Source organism: Streptomyces sp. NBC_00466 (genome assembly GCF_041433995.1).
In the GTDB taxonomy this organism is placed as follows: Bacteria; Actinomycetota; Actinomycetes; order Streptomycetales; family Streptomycetaceae; genus Streptomyces.
Map to the genome: position 1 here is coordinate 1215107 of NZ_CP107896.1, position 17606 is coordinate 1232712.

Genomic DNA, 17606 nt, shown 5'->3' on the forward strand with positions numbered 1-17606 from the left:
GTGTTCGTGTCGCAGAGGCTGTGCCCAGTGGCCGCGTCTCAGTGGTCGGCGCCGACGATCAGTGAGCTCGGGTAGGTGTTGCCGTCGCCGCCGTAGTCGGGGGTGGTGCTGTGGGAATGCGAGATGCCCCAGATCACCACGCTGAGAAACGTGGCGCTGACCACGATGCCGATGGGTCCCAGGATGATCCCGGCGAGTGCCATCCCCCCGTTGTTCGCCTCACCACGGTTGGCCCGCTTGCGCCCGAGGATGCCGAAGATCAGGGCGAGCGTCCCCAGGATGATGCCGAGACCCCAGGCGCAGAAGATGACCACGCTGAGGATGCCGAGCACCAGCGCGGCCACCCCGTAGCCGTTGGAGGGGCCCTGCTGCATGGTGTTCCAGCTGCCCTGTCCGCCGTACCCCGGATAGCCCGGATACCCGGGATAGCCGTAGGCGGCCGGCCCCTGCGGGCCGGGGGCGGCGCCCGGATAGGACGGATAGCCGTACTGGCCCGGGGCACCCTGTCCCGGACCGTTCGGCGCGACCGGCGGGGGTGGTACGGATCCGGGGGGCGGATATCCGGGCGGCGCGAATCCCGGAGGCACGGAGCCGTGCTGCCCCGGACCCGGCGTCGGCTGCCCGGGGTTGTACTGCCCGGGGTTCTGCTGAGCGGAGCCGAACTGGCCGGGGCCCTGCTGCCCCGGGATGTGCGGGCCCGGCGTCTGCTGCCCGGCGGCAGGCTGCGCCGGGCCCGGCTGTCCGGGGCCCGGGGCGGCGCCCCCGGCCGGCATGTCCGTGACCGTCTGCTGCTCGTGCACCGGGCTGCTCGGCGCCTTCGGCTGGTCCGGCTGCTTGTCCAGCGGCACTTTCGGCCCGGGCGGCGCCCATGGGTCTCTCGGCGGCTCGGGGTCCCCCGAAGGGCGTGGTGCGTTGTCTGACATGGGCCTCCCCCATCCTCGGCTCGTCATGCTAGAGCCTGTGTGCGAGGCTCCGTTCCCCGCCTACGATGTTCTCCGACCAGCAGAACTCGCCGTACCCGGAGGACCCGATGACCGACCTGCACCCGTTCATTGCGGGACTGCCCAAGGCGGAACTGCATGTGCACCATGTCGGGTCCGCGTCGCCCCGCATCGTCGCCGAACTCGCCGCGCGCCACCCGGACTCCATAGTGCCGAGCGACCCCGAGGCGCTCGCCGACTACTTCACCTTCACGGACTTCGGGCACTTCATCCAGGTCTACCTCTCGGTGGTGGACGTGATCCGCACCCCCGAGGACGTCCGGCTGCTGACCTTCGAAGTCGCACGCGACATGGCCCGCCAGAACATCCGGTACGCGGAACTCACCATCACCCCGTTCTCCTCCACCCGCCGGGGCATCCCCGAGCAGGCCTTCATGGAGGCGATCGAGGACGCCCGCAAGGCGGCCGAGGCGGAACTCGGCACCGTGCTGCGCTGGTGCTTCGACATCCCCGGCGAGGCCGGACTCGAATCGGCGGCCGAGACGACCCGGCTCGCGCTCGACCTGCGTCCCGAGGGGCTTGTCTCCTTCGGGCTCGGCGGCCCCGAGGTCGGGGTGGCCCGCCCGCAGTTCAAGCCCTATTTCGACCGGGCCCGCGCGGCCGGGCTGCACTCGGTGCCGCACGCCGGTGAGACGACAGGACCGGAGACCGTCTGGGACGCGCTGCACCACCTGGGTGCCGAGCGCATCGGCCACGGCACCAGCTCGGTCCAGGACCCGAAGCTCCTCGCCCACCTGGCAGAACAGGGAATCGCGCTGGAGGTCTGCCCGACCTCCAACATCGCTACCCGAGCCGTCCGCACCCTCGATGAGCACCCGCTGAAGGAGATGGTGGACGCCGGGGTGCTGGTGACCATCAACAGCGACGACCCGCCGATGTTCGGCACCGATCTCAACAACGAGTACCTGGTCGCGGCCCGCCTGCTCGGGCTGGACGAGCGGGGCACCGCCGAGCTCGCGAAGAACGCCGTCACCGCGTCGTTCCTCGACGCACCGGGCAAGGCGAAGCTGACCGCCGAGATCGACTCGTACACCGCGGAGTGGCTCGCCCGGTAGCCGCCCGCGGCGGCGGTCGGCAAGGATGGCCCCATGCGTACCGTCACTGCCGTGGGTCATCGCGGCGACCCCTACCTCTTCCGTGAGAACACCCTGCCGTCCGTCCGCTCCGCGCTGGAACGGGGCGCCGACGCGGTGGAGATCGACGTCCGGCTGACCCGGGACGGTGTGCCGGTGCTGCTGCACGACGCGACCCTGGAACGGCTGTGGGGCCATGACCGGCCGCTCGCCCGGGTCACGGCGGACGAGCTGCGCGGGCTGACGGGCGGCGGGGTGCCGACGCTCCGGGAAGCGCTGACGGCCGTCGACAGCCACCGCGTCATGATCGATCTGCCGGGCGCCACCCCGGAAGCGGTGCGCGCGGTCGTCGGTGTGGTCCACGAGTGCGGGGCGAGCGACCGTACGTACTACTGCGCCGGTCCCTCCGCCATGCTCGCCGTGCGCGAGGCCGATCCGGCCGCCGAGATCGCCATGACCTGGACGACGCTCACACCGCCGCGCCCCGCCCTGCTCGACACGGTGAAGCCCCGCTGGCTCAACTACCGCTTCGGGCTGCTGAGTCCGGAACTCTGCGAGCGCGTGCACCGGGACGGGCTGCTGGTCTCCGCGTGGACCCCGGACACCAGGCGGTCGATGCGCAGGCTGATCGGCCTGGGCGTCGATTCGATCACCACCAACCGCGTCGACGCCCTCCGCGCGGTCCGCCGCCGAACGCGCCCCGGGCCCTGACCGTCGGCCCCCGGGCCCTCGTTACATGGACTGGTAGTCGGTGTAACCGCGTTGGTCACCACCGTAGAACGTGTTCACGTCGGGCTGGTTCAGGGGTGCCTGGGTCTGCCAGCGCTGCACGAGGTCGGGGTTCGCGATGAAGGCGCGGCCGACAGCGACGAGGTCGGCCTGGTCGTTGTCGAGCAGTGACTGGGCGATGGTGGCGTCCGTGACCGGGTCCCAGCCGTTGCTGACGATGCGAGGGCCGGCGAAGCGGTGGGAGAGGTCCTCGATGAGAGGCGTGGTGGGGTCTCCGATGGTGTGCAGGTAGGCCAGGCCCATGGCGGAGAGGGCGTCCACGAGTGTGCGGTAGGTGACGGCGGTGTCGTCCGCGTGGTCCTCGATGGCGCCGTGGAGGTTGATGGCGGGTGAGATGCGGATGCCGACGCGTTCGCTGCCGATGGCGTCGGAGACGGCCTGGGCGACCTCGATGACGAAGCGGGCGCGTGCCTCGGGGGTGCCGCCGTAGGAGTCGGTGCGCTGGTTGGTGTTGGGGGCGAGGAACTGGTGGAGCAGGTAGCCATTGGCGGCGTGGAGCTCGATGCCGTCCAGTCCGGCGTCGACGGCGGCCCGTGCGGCGTGGGCGTATTCGTCGATGACGGAGGGTATTTCGTCAGTGCCCAGTGCGCGGGGGGTGGGGTGGGGCTGAGGTCCGGAGGCGGTGAACATCTCGCCGGGTGCGGCGATGGCGCTGGGGGCGACGGTTTCGGCGTGGTGCTTGTTGTCGGGGTGTGAGATGCGTCCGGCGTGCATGATCTGCGCGACGATGCGCCCGCCGTGCTGGTGGACGGCGTCGGCGACGGTGCGCCAGGCGGCGGTCTGGGCGGGGGTGTGCAGGCCGGGTGAGTTCATGTACCCCTGGCCCACGGCGCTGGGCTGCACGCCTTCGGTGATGATCAGCCCGGCGGTGGCTCGCTGGCCGTAGTAGGTGGCCATGATGTCGGTCGGTACGCCGTCGGGGGTGGCACGGTTGCGGGTCATGGGTGCCATGACGATGCGGTTGTTCAGTGTCCACTTGCCGACTGTCACCGGCTCGAAGAGGTCTGCCATGGGGGTCTCCTGGAAAGAATGAGGCTGCGGTCGTGACGGGGGGTCAGCCGGGGTGCGGTCGGTGGGTTTTCAGATGCGCCGGACGGCGACGACGGTGTCGGTCACGGTTGCTTTCTGGTCGTCCGGGCCGGTCGCCTCGCGCTCGGGGGATGCCGGGCGGGCGGCAGCGAACCGGTCGGGGCCGAGGGCTAGTTCGTCGAAGGTTTCCTTTGGGCGGGGGAAGCGAGTGTCTCGGCGAGCACCGGGTTGGGGTCGCCCTTCCACACGGCGTCCTTGCCGCGGTAGAGGTTCGCCCGGGACCGTGCCGCCTCGGCGGGGGCCTGAGCTCCTCGGATGGGGTCGTTCATCGGGGTGCGCCTTTCCGGTCAGTGGGAGGGGACGGGGGCGGTGGGCTGTGTGTCTGCGGGGGCCCTGGATGTTTTCACCAGGGCGGTCAGGGCGAGGACGGCTGCGGCCAGGAGGGCACCGGCGACGATGAACGCGATGCGGTAGCCGTGCAGGAAGCCCTGAAGCCGCAGGGCGCGGGATGCTGCGCCGCCGGCCGGGGCGCGGGGGTCGAGGTAGCCGGTGACGGCGGCGAGGTAGAGGGTGTTGAGGAGTGCCGGGCCGAGGGCCGCGCCGATCTGCTGGCTGGTGGTGAGTGCGGCGCTGGCCACTCCGGCGTCGCGCGGATCGACGCCGGACAGCGCGACGTTGGGGCCTGCCAGGAAGAACAGGCCTACGCCCGCACTCACGAGGATCTGGGTGGGCAGGACCTCCCCGGTGTAGCCGGAGGCGCTGTCCAGGCGGGTGAGCCACAGCAGCCCTGCGGTGGCCAGGGCGGTGCCGGAGACCATCAGGGGCTTGGGTCCGAAGCGGGTGACGAGGGGCGCACCGAGTGTCGTGGTAGCGATGATTCCGGCGCTGAAGGGCAAGAAGGCGATGCCGGCCTGCAGCGGGGTGTAGTGGAGGTTGACCTGGAGGAAGTACGTCATGAAGAGGTTCATGCCGAACATGCCGGCGCCGATGAGGAGGTTGGCCAGGAACACTCCGGCACGGTTGCGTTCCATGACCACCCGCAGCGGCAGCAGGGGGTGGGCGGTGCGGCGTTCCACGAGCACGAATGCGGTCAGCAGCAGAATGGCGGCCGCCAGGAGGATCGCGGTGGCGGGAGCTGTCCAGCCTCCGGCGCCGGCGGCCTGGGCGAAGCCGTAGACAAGGGCGCCCAGCCCACCGGTCACCAGCAAAGCGCCGGGAAGGTCGTAGTGCCGGTTTCCAGCGGCGCGACTCTCCCGGACGAAGGGCCGGGCGGCGAGAGCGACGGTCAGGGCGATGGGGACGTTGATGTACATGCACCAGCGCCACCCCGCGTACTCGGTGAGGACGCCGCCCAGGAGAAGCCCGACGGCTCCTCCCCCGCCCTGGAACGCGCCGAAGATCCCGAATGCCTTGGCACGTTCCTTGGGGTCGGCGAAGGCAACGGTGATGAGGGAGAGCGCCGCGGGTGCCAGGAGCGCGGCGAAAGCACCCTGCAGGGCGCGTGCGGTGAACAGAGTGCCCGGGTCGGGCGCCAGACCGCCGAGCATGGAGGCTGCTGCGAAGCCCAGCAGGCCGATGACGAGGATGCGCTTGCGTCCGGCGAAGTCGGCGATGCGCCCGCCGAGGAGCAGCAGTCCTCCGAAGGCGAGTGCGTAGGCGGTGATCATCCACTGGCGGTTCGCGTCGCCCATCGCGAGGTCGCTCTGCGCCTGCGGCAGCGCGATGTTCACGATGGACACATCCAGCACGACCATGAGGGTGGCGACCGACGCGACGATCAGCGCCATCCACCGGCGCGGGTCCGGCGCATCCGCATCCGGGACCTTCCCGGCGGTGCGAGCGGGAGTGGACATCGGCAGCTCTCCTGAGGGATGAGGGGCGGGATTGCCTCGGTGAACCACGGGTGCGTGGCTCACGTCGCCAGGAGAGTGCGCCCAGGCCCTGAAAAGTTGCAATCCGTCATGCCGTTTCAGCAAAATGGGGCGCATGGACGAAATCGAGAACGTGCTGACCGGCGTCGGCCCCCGACTGCGGGACCTGCGCCGCCGGCACGCGATCACGCTGGTCGCGCTGGCCGAACTCACCGGGATCTCGGAAAGCACGCTCTCCCGCCTGGAGGGCGGAGGCCGCAAACCCAACCTGGAACTCCTACTGCCCCTGGCCCGGGCCTACAACGTCCCCCTCGACGAGCTCGTCGGCGCTCCGGAGACGGGCGATCCCCGCCTTCATCTGCGCCCCGTCACGCGCGACGGCATGACGTACGTGCCGCTGACCCGTAGGCCCGGCGGCCTGCACACGCACAAACTCGTCATCAGCCCCACCGTCGGCGAGCCCGAGCTCCGGACGCACGAGGGTTATGAATGGATCTACGTCCTCAACGGCAGGTTCCGCCTTCACCTCGGCGACCGCATCCTGGTCATGGCGCCGGGGGAAGTCGCGGAATTCGATACCCACGTCCCGCACTGGCTGGGCCCCGACAACGACCAGCCGGTGGAGCTGCTGGTCATCTTCGGCAAGCAGGGCGAACGCGCCCACCTGCGCGCCCGCCCCACCTCCTGACGCCCTCGCGCCCGGGCTCATGCATACCGTTACCGGCCGGATTCGGGGGGCAGCATCGAATCCAGGCGGTGCCGGCGACCGCCCAGGACCCGACAGACCTGCGGTTCCACCGCCGACGACAACGAACTCCTCCAGCATCTCTTCCGTGCTGATCCGGCACACCGTGCTGCGCCCTCGCCGGTGATGCCACTCCTCTTGCCGAACCGGCAAGGGATGGCCGGGCTACAGACCCACGATCTGGTTCCAGCGCTTCGCGTACGTGACCCGCTCCGCCGACGTGAGGTCCCGGGCGATGGCGAGGCGCTTGCGCATCTTGTCGTCGGGGAAGATCAGCGGGTCCTCGGCGAGGTCCGCCAGTTCCTTGTCCTTCGACGAGGCCAGCACCTCACGTGCGGCGGGGACCGGGCACACGTAGTTGACCCAGGCGGCCAGCTTCGCGGCCACCGCGGGCTCGTAGTAGTAGTCGATCAGCTTCTCGGCATTGGCTTTGTGGCGCGCGAGGTTGGGGATCATCATGGACTCCGCCCACAGCTCGCCGCCCTCCTCGGGCACCACGAACTCGATGTCCGGGCTGTCCGCCTGGAGCTGGATCACATCGCCGGAGTACGCCTGGCAGGCGAGCACGTCGCCGGTGGACAGGTCCTTGATGTAGTCGTTGCCGGTGAAGCGCCGGATCTGCTTCTGCCGTACGAGCTTCTCGACCTGGTCGCACATGGTGTCGAAGTCATGGGCGGTCCAGCGGGTGATGTCGGCGCCGTTGCCCTGCATGAGCAGGGCGAACGCCTCGTCGAGCCCGGAGAACAGGGTGACCTTGCCGCGCAGGTCGGGGGCCCAGAGGTCGCTCAGGTGCTTGATCTCGTGGCCGACCTTGCGCCGGTTGTACGCAATGCCGGTGATCCCGGACTGCCAGGGCACACTCTGCTTGCGCCCCTTGTCGAAGGCGGGCGAACAGAGCTGCGGGTCGAGGTACTTGGCGACGTTGGGCTGCTTGGCCCGGTCCATCTCCTCGACCCAGCCGAGCCGCACGAACCGGGCGGCCATCCAGTCGCTGATGACGATCAGGTCCCGGCCGGTCTCCTGGTGGTTCATCAGCGCCGGACTGATCTTCCCGAAGAACTCGTCGTTGTCGTTGATCTCCTCGGTGTACGTGACCTTGATCCCGGACCGCTTCTCGAAGGTGTCCAGCGTGGGCCGCTTCGACGGGTCGTGGTCGTCGGTGTCGATGTAGAGCGGCCAGTTGGCGAAGACCAGGCTCCGGTCCTGCGCCGATCTGTCGCGTCCGGCCCGCTCCCCCGGCTTCACATACGCCGCGGGGACCCCGCATCCGGTGAGCGCGGCCAGCGCGCCCACCGCGCCGGAACCACGGAGGAGGGAACGCCGGGAAACACCAAGATCTGCCATGCGCCCACCTTCACCTGCGGTAACGGCAGCGGGCAATGGACGCTGCGTACGGAGCACCGGGCCCGGCCGCGACACCTTGTCGGGGCCCGGTGCCCGCGGAACGCACGGACACACACGCCCCCGCACGGCGGACCGTACGGGGGCGGCGGGAAAGCGGCGGAAAAGCGTGGGAAATGCGTTGCGAAAGCTGCGGAACAGGCGGCTGCAGCAGGAGTGTTCAGCCGTCCAGCGACGTCATCACGTGCTTGATGCGCGTGTAGTCCTCGAAGCCGTAGGCCGAGAGGTCCTTGCCGTAGCCGGACTTCTTGAACCCTCCGTGCGGCATCTCGGCGACGAGCGGGATGTGGGTGTTGATCCACACACAGCCGAAGTCGAGGTTCTTGGACATCCGCATGGCGCGGGCGTGGTCCTTGGTCCACACCGAGGAAGCCAGCGCGTACTCCACGCCGTTGGCGTGCGCGAGGGCCTCCGCCTCGTCCTGGAACGACTGGACGGTGATGACCGGCCCGAAGACCTCCTGCTGGATGATCTCGTCGTCCTGCTTCAGGCCGGACACGACGGTCGGGGCGTAGAAGTAGCCCCGGTCGCCGACCCGGTGGCCGCCGGCCTCGACCTTGGCGTGTGCGGGCAGCCGGTCGATGAAGCCGCTGACCTGGGCCAGCTGGTTGGCGTTGTTGAGCGGCCCGTACAGCACGTCCTCGTCGTCCGGCTGTCCGGTCTTCGTGTCGGCTGCCGCCTTGGCGAGCGCCGTGACGAACTCGTCGTGGACCGAGGCGTGGACCAGCACCCGGGTGGCCGCCGTGCAGTCCTGTCCGGCGTTGAAGTACCCCGCGACCGAGATGTCCTCGACGGCCTTCGCGATGTCCGCGTCCTCGAAGACGACGACGGGGGCCTTGCCACCCAGCTCCAGATGGACCCGCTTGACGTCCTTGGCCGCGGACTCGGCGACCTGCACCCCGGCCCGTACCGACCCCGTGATGGACGCCATCGCGGGCACGTTGTGCTCGACCATCGTGCGGCCGGTCTCCCGGTCGCCGCAGACGACGTTGAAGACGCCCTTGGGTGCGACGGCCCCGATGATCTCGGCCATCAGCACCGTGGAGGCGGGTGTGGTGTCGGAGGGCTTGAGGACGACGGTGTTGCCCGCCGCGAGCGCCGGGGCGAACTTCCACACGGCCATCATCATCGGGTAGTTCCACGGCGCGACCTGGGCGCAGACACCGACCGGCTCGCGCCGGACGATGGAGGTCAGCCCCTCCATGTACTCCCCGGCCGAGCGGCCTTCCAGGAGCCGTGCGGCGCCCGCGAAGAAGCGGATCTGGTCCACCATCGGCGGGATTTCCTCGCTGCGGGTCAGCCCGAGCGGCTTGCCGGTGTTCTCGCTCTCGGCCGCGATCAGGTCCTCGGCCCGCTCCTCGAAGGCGTCGGCGATCTTCAGCAGTACGCGCTGGCGCTCCGAAGGCGTGGCGTCGCGCCATGCGGGGAACGCCGCGGCGGCGGCCTCCATGGCGGCGTCGACATCCGCCTGCCCCGAGAGCGGGGAGGTCGCGTAGGCCTCGCCCGTGGCCGGGTTGACCACGTCGATGGTCCGGCCGTCAGCGGCGTCCCGGAACTCCCCGTTGATGTAGTTACGCAGCCGGCGCAGCTCGGTGGTCACAGTGGTTCTCCCTCTCCGATGCCCGATGGATATGTACGGACGGACAGTGCCCGGATCGTGCCCGGTCGATGTCCGGTGGATGTCCCGACGGGTGAGACACCACCCTAATCGCAAGGACGACGCTTTCGACATACCCGACCACCCAGAACTTCGGATTCAGTTCCCAAATCGGCTTTCAACAACGAATTACATCGCTCAGGGCTTGCATGACGGGCGAGACCTCATGCACAGTGTGGGCGTGGCCAGTCGCAGCGCAGATTCCAGAAACGGGAACGGCACCCCCCCGATCGACGCCGTCTCCCTGGCGATCATCGAACAGCTCCAGCAGGACGGCCGGCGGCCCTACGCCGCGATCGGGAAGGCCGTCGGCCTCTCCGAGGCAGCCGTCCGCCAGCGAGTGCAGAAACTCCAGGACCAGGGCGTCATGCAGATCGTCGCCGTCACCGACCCGCTCACTGTGGGATTCCGGCGGCAGGCGATGGTCGGCATCACGGTCGAGGGCGACCTCGACCCGGTCGCCGACGCGCTGGCCACCATGAACGAGGTCGACTACGTGGTGATGACCGCGGGCTCTTTCGACCTCATGGTGGAGGTCGTCTGCGAGGACGACGACCACCTGCTCGAACTGATCAACAAGCGGATCCGCGCGCTCCCTGGCGTGCGGGCGACCGAGAGCTTCGTCTACCTCAAGCTGAAAAAGCAGACCTACCAGTGGGGCACCCGATAGTCATGAGCAAGGACCTGAGCCAGACCGCGTACGACCACCTGTGGATGCACTTCACGGACATGTCGTCGTACGAGAACGCGCCCGTTCCCACCATCGTGCGTGGCGAGGGCACCTACATCTACGACGACAAGGGCAAGCGCTACCTCGACGGCCTCTCCGGCCTGTTCGTGGTCAACGCGGGCCACGGCCGCCACGAGCTGGCGGAGACCGCGTACAAGCAGGCGCAGGAGCTGGCCTTCTTCCCGATCTGGTCGTACGCCCACCCGAAGGCCGTCGAGCTGGCCGAGCGCCTCGCGAACTACGCGCCCGGCGACCTCAACAAGGTCTTCTTCACCACGGGCGGCGGCGAGGCCGTCGAGACCGCCTGGAAGCTGGCGAAGCAGTACCACAAGCTCACCGGCAACCACCAGAAGTACAAGGTCATCTCCCGCGCGGTCGCCTACCACGGCACCCCGGCAGGCGCCCTGTCCATCACCGGGCTGCCCGGCCTGAAGGCCCCCTTCGAGCCGCTGGTCCCCGGCGCGCACAAGGTTCCCAACACCAACATCTACCGCGCCCCGATCCACGGCGACGACCCGGTGGCGTACGGCCGCTGGGCCGCCGACCAGATCGAGCAGGAGATCCTCTTCGAGGGCCCCGAGACGGTCGCCGCCGTCTTCCTGGAGCCGGTGCAGAACGCCGGCGGCTGCTTCCCGCCGCCGCCCGGATACTTCCAGCGCGTGCGCGAGATCTGCGACAAGTACAACGTGCTGCTCGTCTCGGACGAGGTCATCTGCGCCTTCGGCCGCCTCGGCACGATGTTCGCGTGCGACAAGTTCGACTACGTGCCGGACATGATCACCTGCGCCAAGGGCATGACGTCGGGCTACTCCCCGATAGGCGCGTGCATCATCTCCGACCGGCTCGCCGAGCCGTTCTACCGCGACGGCAACACCTTCCTGCACGGCTACACCTTCGGCGGCCACCCGGTCTCGGCCGCCGTCGGCATCGCCAACCTCGACATCTTCGAGCGTGAGGGCCTCAACCAGCACGTCCTCGACAACGAGGGCGCCTTCTACTCGACGCTGCAGAAGCTGAACGACCTGCCGATCGTCGGCGACGTCCGCGGCAACGGCTTCTTCTACGGCATCGAACTGGTCAAGGACAAGGCGACCAAGGAGACCTTCAACGAGGACGAGACCGAGCGCATCCTCTACAACGCCGTCTCCAAGGGGCTCTACGAGGCCGGTCTGTACTGCCGGGCCGACGACCGCGGCGACCCGGTCGTCCAGCTCGCGCCGCCGCTGATCTCCGACCAGTCGACGTTCGACGAGATCGAGTCGATCCTGCGCGGGGTCCTCACCGAGGCCTGGGCGAAGATCTGATCGGGTACCGGCCCAGGATCCGGTCCGGATCACCCCGTTCCCTGACCGGCTGATCCGGACGGAAGACCCTGTGTGACACCGCGGCCCGGCCGCACCCGTACGAGTGGATACGGGTGCGGCCGGGCCGCGTGCTGTCCGCACACCCCGGTCCCGAGTCCCTACGGTGCCCAGTGACCTATCGGCTCCCCCGCCCGTTTTCCGTGCGGGGACCGACATCAGATCTGAACCGAGGTGTGCTCGCAGTGGCCCCACCGGACAACGACGTGCTCTGGGCGCGCTCCGCGCACTACTCCCACGGCGGCTCGCCCGCGCTCACGGGTGTCTCGCTCGGTGTGCGCGAGGCGGAGATCCTCGCGGTGCTCGGCCCGCGTGGCAGCGGCAAGACCACACTGCTGCGCTGCCTCTCGGGCCAGCTCGTACCGCAGCAGGGCGAGGTGTGGTTCAACAGCAGCCCCGTGCACACCCTGGGCCGGGTGGCGCGCGAGCGGCTGCGGCTGACCCGGTTCGGCTGGATCGACCCCGAACCGCGGCTCGTGGCCGAACTGACGGCCTGGGAGAACACGGCCCTGCCGCTGCTGCTGAACGGCGCTTCGAACCGCTCCGCGAAGCACACCGCCGTCCAGTGGCTGGAGCGCCTCGACCTGGGCACGGACGCCGGCAAGCGCCCGCACGCCCTGCTCCAGGCACAGCGCCAGCGGGTGGCCGTCGCCCGCGCGCTGGCCGCCGGCCCCACGGTGCTCTTCGCCGACGAGCCCACGGCCGTCCTGCACGGCGCGGAAGGCACCCAGCTGCTGCGCACGCTCATCACCGCGGCCCGTTCGCACGGGATCACCGCGGTGCTCGCCACCCATGACCCCGAGGTCGCCGCCTGCGCCGACCGCACGGTCCTGCTCCGGGACGGCCGCCGCACCGCATCCCTCAGCGGCACGGGCCCGGCCAGTGACGAGGGGCGCTCAGCGTGCTCGCTCTCCGTCTAGCCCGCGGCTCCGGCCCCCTCGTCCTGCTGCGGAGACTGCTGGTCGCGGTGGCCTCGGCCGGTGTCGGTGTCCTGCTGCTGTGCGGGCTCGGTTACGCGGTGGGGCACCCGGCGCGGCCGGCCGGAGCCGGGCTGCGGCTGGTCACGTGTCTGATCCCGCTGGCGGCGACGGTGCGTCTCGCGGCGGCGGTGGCCCGCACCGATCCGAGTATCCGCCCGAGCCAGGGCGCCACGGCCGCGGGGCTCGGCCCGGCCGGGCGCGCCGCGCTCTCGGCGGTGTCCGCCGCGCTCACCTGCGCGCTGGGCAGCGGAGCGGCGCTGCTGCTCTTCCTCCATCTGCGGAACGGCTCCGCCGCCCGGCTGCCGGGGGCCGGGAGTCCGCTCCCGATGCCGGCGGCTCTGCTCCTGCTGGCGTCGGCCCCGGTCGCCGCCGCCGTGTGCAGCGCCTGGGCCGTACGGCACCGCAGACCCGTTCCGGAGGGCGCCGCTCCGAGGGGACTGGTCTGGGGCGTGGCACTGGTCGCGGCGGGACTGGCGGCCGAGGCGTACGGAGGCAGCCGCGGGAGCGCCGCGCTGCCGGTGCACGGCCGTTTCGGCGGCGGCGCGGCGGTCATGGCGGCCGGCTGGTCGCTGACCGCGCTGGGGCTCGCGGTCGTCGGCCCCGCCCTGACCCATGGGTGCGGGATGCTCCTGCAGTGCGTACGGCCCGGGGTGGTGCGCCTCCTCGCGGGCCGGGTGCTCCAGGCGGAAGCCCACCGGATCGGCCGGCCGCTCGGCGTGTGCTGCGCGGTGGCCTCGGGGATCGTCGCCGCTTCAGCGCTGCACGTCGCGGGCACCCGGCTCGCCGGTCCGCTGACCGCGCTGGGCGCGGCGCTCGTCGTGGGCTGCTCGGCCGCCACACTGCTCAGCGCAGCCGTCGAGGCCCGTCAGGACCGCGCGCCCACGACGGCGGCCCTGCTGCGCGGGTGCGCCCCGGCGGGGGTGCTGCGGTCGGCCGCCGTACTGCGCGCGGCCACCCTGCTGGCGGTGTTCGCCGGGGTGACCTGGGCGGTCGCGGTGCTCGCCGCGGCGCCCCTGCCCCGGTGAAGGACGCCGCTGTCCCGGCGAAATGGGACGGCCCTGTCCCCGTGAAAGGGGAAAGGGCCGTCCCCCTACGATGACCGGATGCCCACCACACCTGAGCGTGACCGTGAGATCGAGACCCTGGACGCGTTCGACCGGGCCGTTGCCCGTGGCCCGCTGGGCGGATACCGCGTCCAGGCCGTCGACCTGACGGACCGCACCGACGCCCTGCTCTCCGCGGACACTTCGGGCGCCGTCTTCCTGGGCTGCCCCATGCACCCCGAGGCCGAGTCCGCGGTGGGCGCGGCCGGCGCACTCGTCTTCCCGCCGGTCCCCGGCCTGCCCTTCGCCCCGTACCGCGGGCTGCTGTACTCGGCGGACGAGCTGTTCGCGGGCCTGGCGGACGGTCGTTACGAGGACACCCCCGACGCCCGCGCGTACGCCTGGTTCCAGCGGACCGCGAACAACGGCGACATATTCGCCTCGATGCTGCGCTCCATCCACGACGACGCGATGTCGGACGCGCTCGACGAACACCTGGACAGCGCACGGGTGGTGGGCGTGATGGGCGGCCACGCCATGGCCCGTGGCACGGCGGAGTACGCGGGGGCGGCGCGGCTGGGCCGTACGCTCGCCCGCACCGGCCTGACCGTCGCCACCGGCGGCGGTCCCGGGGCCATGGAGGCCGCCAACCTCGGTGCCTACGCCGCCCCCTTCCGCGACGGAATGCTGGACGAGGCGCTCGAACTCCTCGGCAAGACACCGTCGTTCAGCCCGTCCGTCTCCGACTGGGCAAGCGCGGCCTTCGAGGTGCGGGGCCGCTGGCCGGACGGCGGGGACTCGGTCGGTATCCCGACCTGGTTCTACGGCCATGAGCCGCCCAACGCCTTCGCCGGGCACATCGCCAAGTACTTCGCCAACGCCACCCGCGAGGACGGTCTGCTGACCCGCTCGACCGCGGGCGTCGTCTTCCTGCCCGGCGCGGCCGGGACCGTCCAGGAGATCTTCGACAACGCGACCCCGAACTACTACCGCTCGCACGGCGAACCGTCCCCGATGGTCCTGGTGGACCGCGCCCACTGGACCGAGGAACTGCCGGCCTGGCCGCTGCTCCGGGCGCTGGCTAAGGGCCGGGCGATGGAGTCCCGGATCGCACTGGTCGACACGGTGGACGAGGCGCCCGAAGCGCTGGCGCGGATGGTCTTCTGACACCGGGCAGCTGGACGTCCGGGCCGCGCCCTCAATCCTGCGCGGCCAGCAGCACCACATCGGCCGCCTCGAAGACCGCGCCCACCGTCTCGCCCACACCGGGCGCCGTCAGCAGCGGGCACTCGGCCTCCAGCTGCGGTCCGTGCTCCGGGCTGAGCAGTACGGCCACATGACTGCCCCGGAATGTGCGCGCCTCCACCGTGCAGCGCAGCCCCTCCCGCGGCGCCGCGAGCCGCACCCCGGCGGGCCGCACCAGGAGCCGGCCCTCCCCCTGCGGGGATCCCTCCGGCACCGGGATCTTGCCCCAGGGGGTGTCGGCCGCCCGGCCGGTGACCGTCGCGGCCACCACGTTGTCGAAGCCGAGGAACCGGGCGACGAACTCCGAAGCCGGCCGCTGCCAGACCTCCAGCGGGGTCCCGGCCTGGGCGATCCGCCCGTCCCGCATCACCACGACCCGGTCGGCCAGCGCGAAGGCCTCACCCTGGTCGTGGGTGACGGCGAGCACCGTGGTGCCCAGCCGGCCGAAGAGACCGCGCAGTTCCACGACGAGGCGCTCGCGCAGGCTGCGGTCGAGCTGGCCGAGCGGCTCGTCGAGCATCAGCAGTTTGGGGCGCGGGGCCAGCGCCCGGGCGAGCGCGACGCGCTGCTGCTCGCCGCCGGAGAGCGCGCCCACCGCCCGCCGCCCGGCGCCGGGCAGACCGACCAGATCCAGCAACTCCTCGACCCGGTGGGCCTGTTCGGCCCGGGGTACGGAGCGCATCCGCAGCCCGAAGGCCACATTGCCCGCGACGTCACGCTGCGGAAAGAGCTGGTGGTCCTGGAACATCAGGCCGACACCGCGCCGGTGCACCGGCACCCCGCTCTGCTCCGCCCCGTCCAGCAGTACCCGCCCGGCGGACGCGGGCTGGAGACCCGCCACCACCCGCAGCAGCGTCGACTTGCCGCTGCCGCTGGGGCCGAGCACACAGACCGTCTCGTGCTCGGCGACCGTCAGGTCCACCGCGTCCAGTGCCACCCGCTGCCCGAAGCGGACCGTCACACCGTCCAGTTGCAGCATCAGAACTCCCCAGAGCGGTCGGTACGAATGCGTTCCAGCACCAGCAGCGACACCGCGCACACCAGCATCAGAATCGTGGACAGCGCCATCGCCTGCCCGTAGTTGAGCTCACCGGCCCGCCCCAGCAGCCGTGCCACCGCCACCGGCAGCGTCGGGTTGTCGGGCCTGGCGATGAAGACCGTCGCACCGAACTCCCCCAGCGACACGGCGAACGCGAACCCGGCGGCCACCAGCAGTGCCCGGCGCACCATCGGCAGGTCCACCTCGCGCCAGGCACGCAGCGGCGAGGCGCCGAGTACCGCCGCGGCCTCCCGCAGCCGTCCGTCCACCGCGCGCAGCACCGGCAGCATCGTCCGTACGACGAACGGCACGCCCACCAGCGCCTGGGCGAGCGGCACCAGGATCCAGGACGACCGCAGATCCAGCGGCGGCTTGTCGAGGGTGATCAGGAACCCGAAGCCCACGGTGACCGCGGACACCCCGAGGGGGAGCATCAGCAGAGCGTCGAACCCGCGCACCAGCCGTCCGGCCCGCCGGGTGAGCGCCGCGGCCGCGAGCCCGCCGACGACCAGGGCGATCCCGGTCGCGGCCAGGGCGTACCGCACGGAGTTCCAGATCGCGTCGACCGGCGGGACCAGGAACGTACCGCCGCCGGCCCCCTGCGACTGGAGCGCGCGGTAGAACGTGAAGCCGTAGCCCCCGGGGCCGTCCAGCGAACGCGCGACCAGGACCCCGAGGGGCAGCAGTATCAGTACGGCGATCACGGTGATCACCCCGCCGACCAGCGTCCACTGGCCCGCGCCCTGCGGACGGCGCGAGGTCTGCGCCGGGTCCACCAGGCTCAGCGCGGTCTCCCGGCGCCGCACGGTCCAGGCGTGCAGCGCCAGGACCGCTCCGACCGCGGCGAACTGCACCAGCGTCAGCACGGCCGCCGTGGGCAGGTCGAGCAGTTCGGCGGTCTCCCGGTAGATCTCCACCTCGAGCGTGGAGAAGGTGGGTCCGCCGAGGATCTGCACCACGCCGAAGGAGGTGAAGGTGAAGAGGAAGACCATCAGCGAGGCCGCGGCCACGGCGGGCGTCAGCGCGGGCAGGGTCACCCGCCGCCAGGCGGCGAACCGGGAGGCGCCGAGCACCCGGGCGGCCTCCTCCTGGCGCGGGTCGAGCTGCGACCAGAGGCCGCCCACGGTCCGTACGACCACCGCGTAGTTGAAGAAGACGTGCGCGAGCAGGATCGCCCAGACCGTGGTGTCGAGGCGTACGCCCCACAGCTGGTCGAGCAGCCCGCCACGGCCGAGCAGTGCGAGGAAGGCCGTCCCGACGACGACGGTGGGCAGCACGAAGGGCACTGTCGCCACCGCGCGCAGCAGCTGCTTGCACGGGAAATCGAACCGGGCGAATACATACGCGCCCGGGAGCGCGATCAGCAGCGTCAGGCCGGTCGACGCGCACGCCTGCCAGGTGGTGAACCACAGGACGTGCAGGATGTCGGGTTGGCTCAGCACCTCGCCGATCCGCCCGAACTGCCAACTGCCGCCCGCCTTGAGGCCACGGCCGACGATGGCCGCCACCGGGTACGCGAAGAAGACCGCGAAGAAAGCGAAGGGCACGGCCATCAGCGCGAGCCGCACCGCCGTCCGGCGCCGGGCCGCCCCGGCCGCGGACGGCGGCCCGGCCTGTACCGCGGGCGGCGGCCCGGTCCGCG

At 71.0% G+C, this 17606-nt stretch carries 16 protein-coding genes; 8 read left to right on the forward strand and 8 right to left on the reverse strand.

What is annotated here, in order from left to right:
* Positions 1-38: 38 nt before the first annotated feature.
* Positions 39-923, reverse strand: coding sequence for a DUF4190 domain-containing protein (locus tag OG210_RS05250; RefSeq protein ID WP_328331968.1), 885 nt, complete (start codon positions 921-923; stop codon positions 39-41).
* Positions 924-1030: 107 nt separating this feature from the next.
* Here OG210_RS05250 and OG210_RS05255 point away from each other — a divergent pair, with 107 nt between their 5' ends.
* On the forward strand, positions 1031-2056 hold the full coding sequence (locus OG210_RS05255) for an adenosine deaminase (RefSeq protein WP_328335630.1): 1026 nt from the start codon (positions 1031-1033) through the stop codon (positions 2054-2056).
* Between the two features lie 33 nt (positions 2057-2089).
* Positions 2090-2785 (forward strand): glycerophosphodiester phosphodiesterase, encoded by a 696-nt coding sequence (locus OG210_RS05260; RefSeq protein WP_328331966.1) that lies wholly within the window; start codon positions 2090-2092, stop codon positions 2783-2785.
* A gap of 21 nt (positions 2786-2806) precedes the next feature.
* Here OG210_RS05260 and OG210_RS05265 read toward each other — a convergent pair whose 3' ends face one another.
* The 3 genes from OG210_RS05265 to OG210_RS05275 all read right to left on the reverse strand — a co-directional run bounded on the left by OG210_RS05265 (position 2807) and on the right by OG210_RS05275 (position 5745).
* Positions 2807-3874, reverse strand: a complete 1068-nt coding sequence (locus OG210_RS05265) for an alkene reductase (RefSeq protein WP_328331964.1) — start codon at positions 3872-3874, stop codon at positions 2807-2809.
* 188 nt (positions 3875-4062) lie between these two features.
* Positions 4063-4221 (reverse strand): hypothetical protein, encoded by a 159-nt coding sequence (locus tag OG210_RS05270; protein WP_371535093.1) that lies wholly within the window; start codon positions 4219-4221, stop codon positions 4063-4065.
* 18 nt (positions 4222-4239) lie between these two features.
* Positions 4240-5745 carry an MFS transporter gene (locus OG210_RS05275; RefSeq protein ID WP_328331959.1) on the reverse strand — a complete coding sequence of 502 codons (1506 nt, stop codon included), beginning with the start codon at positions 5743-5745 and terminating at the stop codon, positions 4240-4242.
* Positions 5746-5878: 133 nt separating this feature from the next.
* Between OG210_RS05275 and OG210_RS05280 the strand changes: the two genes are divergently transcribed.
* A complete protein-coding gene (locus OG210_RS05280; protein ID WP_328331957.1) occupies positions 5879-6451 on the forward strand; it encodes an XRE family transcriptional regulator in 573 nt (190 codons plus the stop codon).
* Between the two features lie 222 nt (positions 6452-6673).
* Here OG210_RS05280 and OG210_RS05285 read toward each other — a convergent pair whose 3' ends face one another.
* Both OG210_RS05285 and OG210_RS05290 read right to left on the reverse strand, forming a co-directional pair.
* Positions 6674-7852 carry an extracellular solute-binding protein gene (locus OG210_RS05285; RefSeq protein ID WP_328331955.1) on the reverse strand — a complete coding sequence of 393 codons (1179 nt, stop codon included), beginning with the start codon at positions 7850-7852 and terminating at the stop codon, positions 6674-6676.
* 217 nt (positions 7853-8069) lie between these two features.
* Complete coding sequence (locus OG210_RS05290; RefSeq protein WP_328331953.1) at positions 8070-9509, reverse strand: gamma-aminobutyraldehyde dehydrogenase; 1440 nt, start codon at positions 9507-9509, stop codon at positions 8070-8072.
* Between the two features lie 223 nt (positions 9510-9732).
* On the opposite strand from OG210_RS05290, the gene OG210_RS05295 reads away from it, so the two are divergent.
* The 5 genes from OG210_RS05295 (at position 9733) to OG210_RS05315 (ending at position 14847) form a co-directional block, all read left to right on the forward strand.
* Positions 9733-10236: an Lrp/AsnC family transcriptional regulator gene (locus OG210_RS05295; RefSeq protein WP_328331948.1), complete on the forward strand. Its 504-nt coding sequence runs from the start codon at positions 9733-9735 to the stop codon at positions 10234-10236.
* Positions 10237-10238: 2 nt separating this feature from the next.
* Entirely contained in the window at positions 10239-11600 is a 1362-nt protein-coding gene (locus tag OG210_RS05300) for an aspartate aminotransferase family protein (protein WP_328331946.1), read from the forward strand.
* 242 nt (positions 11601-11842) lie between these two features.
* A complete protein-coding gene (locus OG210_RS05305) occupies positions 11843-12577 on the forward strand; it encodes an ATP-binding cassette domain-containing protein (protein ID WP_328331944.1) in 735 nt (244 codons plus the stop codon).
* Entirely contained in the window at positions 12559-13662 is a 1104-nt protein-coding gene (locus OG210_RS05310) for a hypothetical protein (RefSeq protein ID WP_328331942.1), read from the forward strand. Before OG210_RS05305 ends, OG210_RS05310 begins: the two co-directional genes overlap by 19 nt.
* 78 nt (positions 13663-13740) lie before the next feature.
* The gene (locus OG210_RS05315) at positions 13741-14847 is read left to right on the forward strand and encodes an LOG family protein (RefSeq protein ID WP_328331938.1); all 1107 of its coding nucleotides are present in this window, start codon (positions 13741-13743) and stop codon (positions 14845-14847) included.
* A 31-nt stretch (positions 14848-14878) separates the two neighbouring features.
* Here OG210_RS05315 and OG210_RS05320 read toward each other — a convergent pair whose 3' ends face one another.
* Together OG210_RS05320 and OG210_RS05325 are read right to left on the reverse strand one after the other, a co-directional pair.
* Positions 14879-15904, reverse strand: coding sequence for an ABC transporter ATP-binding protein (locus OG210_RS05320; protein ID WP_328331936.1), 1026 nt, complete (start codon positions 15902-15904; stop codon positions 14879-14881).
* Positions 15904-17517, reverse strand: coding sequence for an ABC transporter permease (locus tag OG210_RS05325; RefSeq protein WP_371540176.1), 1614 nt, complete (start codon positions 17515-17517; stop codon positions 15904-15906). Before OG210_RS05325 ends, OG210_RS05320 begins: the two co-directional genes overlap by 1 nt.
* Positions 17518-17606: the final 89 nt, after the last annotated feature.

What these genes read in the sequence shown, in the direction of transcription:
- OG210_RS05250 (WP_328331968.1), bottom strand. Translation starts at nt 923, where the DNA reads ATGTCAGACAACGCACCACGCCCTTCGGGGGACCCCGAGCCGCCGAGA.
- OG210_RS05255 (WP_328335630.1), top strand. Translation starts at nt 1,031, where the DNA reads ATGACCGACCTGCACCCGTTCATTGCGGGACTGCCCAAGGCGGAACTG.
- OG210_RS05260 (WP_328331966.1), top strand. Translation starts at nt 2,090, where the DNA reads ATGCGTACCGTCACTGCCGTGGGTCATCGCGGCGACCCCTACCTCTTC.
- OG210_RS05265 (WP_328331964.1), bottom strand. Translation starts at nt 3,874, where the DNA reads ATGGCAGACCTCTTCGAGCCGGTGACAGTCGGCAAGTGGACACTGAAC.
- OG210_RS05270 (WP_371535093.1), bottom strand. Translation starts at nt 4,221, where the DNA reads ATGAACGACCCCATCCGAGGAGCTCAGGCCCCCGCCGAGGCGGCACGG.
- OG210_RS05275 (WP_328331959.1), bottom strand. Translation starts at nt 5,745, where the DNA reads ATGTCCACTCCCGCTCGCACCGCCGGGAAGGTCCCGGATGCGGATGCG.
- OG210_RS05280 (WP_328331957.1), top strand. Translation starts at nt 5,879, where the DNA reads ATGGACGAAATCGAGAACGTGCTGACCGGCGTCGGCCCCCGACTGCGG.
- OG210_RS05285 (WP_328331955.1), bottom strand. Translation starts at nt 7,852, where the DNA reads ATGGCAGATCTTGGTGTTTCCCGGCGTTCCCTCCTCCGTGGTTCCGGC.
- OG210_RS05295 (WP_328331948.1), top strand. Translation starts at nt 9,733, where the DNA reads ATGCACAGTGTGGGCGTGGCCAGTCGCAGCGCAGATTCCAGAAACGGG.
- OG210_RS05300 (WP_328331946.1), top strand. Translation starts at nt 10,239, where the DNA reads ATGAGCAAGGACCTGAGCCAGACCGCGTACGACCACCTGTGGATGCAC.
- OG210_RS05315 (WP_328331938.1), top strand. Translation starts at nt 13,741, where the DNA reads ATGCCCACCACACCTGAGCGTGACCGTGAGATCGAGACCCTGGACGCG.
- OG210_RS05320 (WP_328331936.1), bottom strand. Translation starts at nt 15,904, where the DNA reads ATGCTGCAACTGGACGGTGTGACGGTCCGCTTCGGGCAGCGGGTGGCA.
- OG210_RS05325 (WP_371540176.1), bottom strand. Translation starts at nt 17,517, where the DNA reads ATGGCCGTGCCCTTCGCTTTCTTCGCGGTCTTCTTCGCGTACCCGGTG.